Origin of the sequence: uncultured Clostridium sp. (assembly GCF_934754915.1) — a bacterium.
Taxonomy (GTDB): Bacteria; Bacillota; Clostridia; order Clostridiales; family Clostridiaceae; genus Clostridium.
Genome location: NZ_CAKVKB010000245.1, coordinates 1 through 3,454, shown reverse-complemented (window position 1 = coordinate 3,454; position 3,454 = coordinate 1). Strand labels below are relative to the sequence as shown.

Sequence of the window (3,454 nt, the reverse complement as noted above, 5' to 3'; positions counted from 1 at the left end):
GAAACACACTATTCACATTCGTTCATAGGTGAAAGCGATAAGCACCAAAAACAAGTTTTGGGCTTCCTGCTTTTGTTCTTTACAGGCTATTTTAAAAAAGTAAGTGAACGGATGGATGACAAAGATAGCAAATTAATAAAATTTACAATACCAAATAAAGAAGTTAAATATATTTTTAGAAGAAAAGTTTTAAGTTGGTTTGAAGAAAATATTAAAACAAGAGACTTTACTAACATGTATAATTCAATATTAGAAAGCAAGCCTGAAATTTTTGAAAAAGAACTTTCAGATGTGCTTATTGAAAGCATAAGTTTTAATGATGCTTATGAAAATTTCTATCATGGTTTTGTGACAGGAATTCTATCCAGTATGAAAGGTTATACTGTAAAGTCCAACAGGGAATCTGGAAATGGAAGGGGAGATATATTTATAAGACCAGTATCAAGACGTAAAGCAGCTATAATACTTGAACTTAAAGTATGTAAAAATTTCAATGAGCTTGAACAAAGGGCAGATGATGCATTAAAGCAGATAGAAGAAAAGAAATATGAAATGGAACTAAAGGATGATGGCTATAATAATATTATAAAATATGGAATATCATTCTTTAAGAAAGACTGTTTCATTAAAATTAAAGAATAAATTTATAAAATAGTTGAACATTAAATTAATCTGTGAAAAGGCATTTGAAGTATATGATGTGAAGATGATGAATATGCTTTAGAATTATTAAAAAATATATTCAAAAAACAATAAAATATAATTATAAGACAGATATAGAAGTCAATGAAGAAGGATATGAAGACATAATAAAATATGGAATAGATTTTATAGAAAAGATTGTATTATAAAAATGAAATGATAAGTATAAAGATATTACTGATATTGATACGGATTATAAAGGCCGCTTTCCATGTGTCCTAAAACCTATAAGAGGGCGTGGAAGTCAGGGCGTAGTCAAAGCCTCTTCTAAAGATGAATTTGAATATTATAGAAAAAAGGAAATTGAAAGCGGTATATTTGGAAGCCGATTGATGGCTGAAGAATTTCTGAGTGGCAATGAAATAACTATATCAGTATTTCCTGATGGTTCAAGTCTTCCTGTGGTTGAAAGATTTAATCATAATAAAGGCATAGCTCCATATAACGGTGATGTGCCAGTTGTTGAAAACAGCAGGGCAGTCACAGATGATGATGAGGCTTTAAAATTCATAAGGGAAAACTGTGAAAATGCAGTAAGGAAGCTTGGAGTAAAGGGGCTTGTCAGAATAGACTGTTGTGCAGATAAAGATGGTCAATATAAAATGTTTGACTTTAATCTAAAGCCTAATTTAACAGGGGCAGTTCGTCCTCATCGTCTTAATCAGAACTGTCTTACTATGATAGCAGCAGAGGCTATTGGATGGTCTTATTTTGATCTGTTATATAAAATGATTGAAAATAGATGGAAAGCATAAAATCAAGATTTCCTGTAGTTTTTATGATATAGCAAATATAAGTTATCCAATAAATAGTTTTAAAGAAAGTAGGAGAAGGTGCAGCATATAAAAAAACAGAAAAGGATTCTGTTATCACTTACACACCTTCTCAAGCATTTATGGTGCAATTTATTTTATATTATTAACAGTCTTTAGAATATCTTCAAGTTTATCGACAGAAACAATATGAGAGTTACATTGCTCACTATCCAGACACATATCAAAACCAAGAGATTTATAAGCACCAAGCTCAGGATTACTTACCTTACATAAAGGAGAAACAAAAGCAATCTGATCAGATTTTCCCATTCTGTTGCAGAATATACATCTGTGAGATGATTTATTATCGGGATTTGTAATTCTACAAGACATTCCTAGAAGTTTCCCATTCATATTATAAGCTACAAATAATTTTCTAACAGAGTTATCAATCCATCCTAAATATACATGTTTTAAATCTTGTGCATCTGCTTTTGGCAATTTAAGCTTTTTTTCTTTTTTAAATAACCTATTAATCTGTGCATTGGTAACCACAGGCATTCCATACACATATTCATCAAGATCATTTAGGAACGCTTCAATATGAAGTGAAGTAGTGAAATTTGAAATATCCAGAATTTTTTTCTGGCTGTCAGATAAGTTTTGAAAATGATTTAGTATTTTATCCTGAATATAAATTTTAGAAGCAGCAATAACATTTTTATCTATACATCCTGTAAAAGAGTTATTTAAATCAATCATACATTTTTTTATATAGTTATATTCTTGTTTTTTTATAAAAGCATCCATGAAATTTCAACCTCTATTCTAATATAAATTTTGATTACTGATGTAATAAAAACTTTATAAATATATGATTTGTTGAATTATATATTTATAACTGTAGATACTTATTTATGAAGGATATGATTTATATGAAGAGGAAATTCTAACATAATATAACTGGAAAATAAAAGATGATTATTGATCACTTGATTTAAAAGCAATAATAATCATCTAAAATCAAAGTCCAACATAATTTATATCCATAATCGTTTTATATTAAATCATTAATTATCTTTAGCATATTACGCATTTACATAATATCATGTCTTAAAACAAGCATTCAATCTAATAAATAAATCTGTAATGATTATGAGCATATTTTTTTCTGCTGGCTTAGTATTCTTCTTATACTTTTATCTGATAGAAAATACTCTTTAGCTAGTTCATTTATGGAAATACCCTTAAGATATTTTTCATAAATATCTTTATTTCTTACATTAAGAGTTTTCTTTATGCCGCTTTTTTCTCCCCATGATTTGTGATTTTCATTTTTTCTAGGGATATAAATATATTTTCCATCAACATATTTTTGTATAATTTCAATAATTTCTTGTGGTAACACATCGTTTGCCTTTGCATATTTCATTTTTCTACTCCTTTGCTTTTATAAAAAGTATAAAAAGCAGAAAATACAACAAAGCTATGTGTTACAGAGTCTAGAATCTGCATATATTTATTCAGCTAACAAGACAAATTTAGGCTCCCAACAAAGCATAGCTGATTGTGTAGTCTCTGCAAAGAGCATCTTAACTTAAAGCTGAAGGTATTAATGACTTTCAAAAAAACACCTCCTAGATATCTATATTACCTTAATTATACCATGTATTATATAGAATTTAGAAATAAAATATATTAGATTAATTTTCTTCCACCTGACTGTATGCATAATTTTAAAGCAGAGGGTAACAATGAATTTTTAACATTAGATATAAACAGGCAAATGTTGAACGCTGGTCATATGAAGGCTATAGCTGGAGGAAAGGAAATAGAGTTTGATGATAAATGGAAGGCTATAAGATATTTATTGATAATATAATAATAGCCAGATAAGATTCATAGAATGTTTGAAAAATATTTTATCAGTCAATAATGAAGTTATAGGTATATGCAGTGCAAAAGCAGGGATTACAAATGTTTAGTTGTTACAGCAG

5 protein-coding genes are annotated in these 3,454 nt (G+C 28.4%); 3 read left to right on the top strand and 2 right to left on the bottom strand.

What is annotated here, in order from left to right; genetic code table 11:
* Together Q0F58_RS18265 and Q0F58_RS18260 are read left to right on the top strand one after the other, a co-directional pair.
* Positions 1-642, top strand: a 642-nt coding sequence (locus tag Q0F58_RS18265; protein ID WP_294379310.1) for a PD-(D/E)XK nuclease domain-containing protein, incomplete at its 5' end; no start/stop codon positions are given.
* Between the two features lie 233 nt (positions 643-875).
* On the top strand, positions 876-1,457 hold the full coding sequence (locus tag Q0F58_RS18260) for an ATP-grasp domain-containing protein (RefSeq protein WP_367118220.1): 582 nt from the start codon (positions 876-878) through the stop codon (positions 1,455-1,457).
* A 150-nt stretch (positions 1,458-1,607) separates the two neighbouring features.
* Here the strand turns inward: Q0F58_RS18260 and Q0F58_RS18255 are convergent, their stop codons facing one another.
* Together Q0F58_RS18255 and Q0F58_RS18250 are read right to left on the bottom strand one after the other, a co-directional pair.
* A complete protein-coding gene (locus tag Q0F58_RS18255; protein WP_294379309.1) occupies positions 1,608-2,267 on the bottom strand; it encodes an elongation factor G-binding protein in 660 nt (219 codons plus the stop codon).
* Positions 2,268-2,610: 343 nt separating this feature from the next.
* Complete coding sequence (locus Q0F58_RS18250) at positions 2,611-2,889, bottom strand: CD3324 family protein (protein ID WP_294379306.1); 279 nt, start codon at positions 2,887-2,889, stop codon at positions 2,611-2,613.
* 294 nt (positions 2,890-3,183) lie between these two features.
* On the opposite strand from Q0F58_RS18250, the gene Q0F58_RS18245 reads away from it, so the two are divergent.
* Positions 3,184-3,339 (top strand): hypothetical protein, encoded by a 156-nt coding sequence (locus tag Q0F58_RS18245; RefSeq protein WP_294379305.1) that lies wholly within the window; start codon positions 3,184-3,186, stop codon positions 3,337-3,339.
* Positions 3,340-3,454 lie beyond the last annotated feature (115 nt).

Bases quoted from the DNA above. Each gene is read 5' to 3' on its own strand.
- Q0F58_RS18255 (WP_294379309.1), bottom strand. From the start codon at position 2,267: ATGGATGCTTTTATAAAAAAACAAGAATATAACTATATAAAAAAATGT.
- Q0F58_RS18250 (WP_294379306.1), bottom strand. From the start codon at position 2,889: ATGAAATATGCAAAGGCAAACGATGTGTTACCACAAGAAATTATTGAA.
- Q0F58_RS18245 (WP_294379305.1), top strand. From the start codon at position 3,184: ATGCATAATTTTAAAGCAGAGGGTAACAATGAATTTTTAACATTAGAT.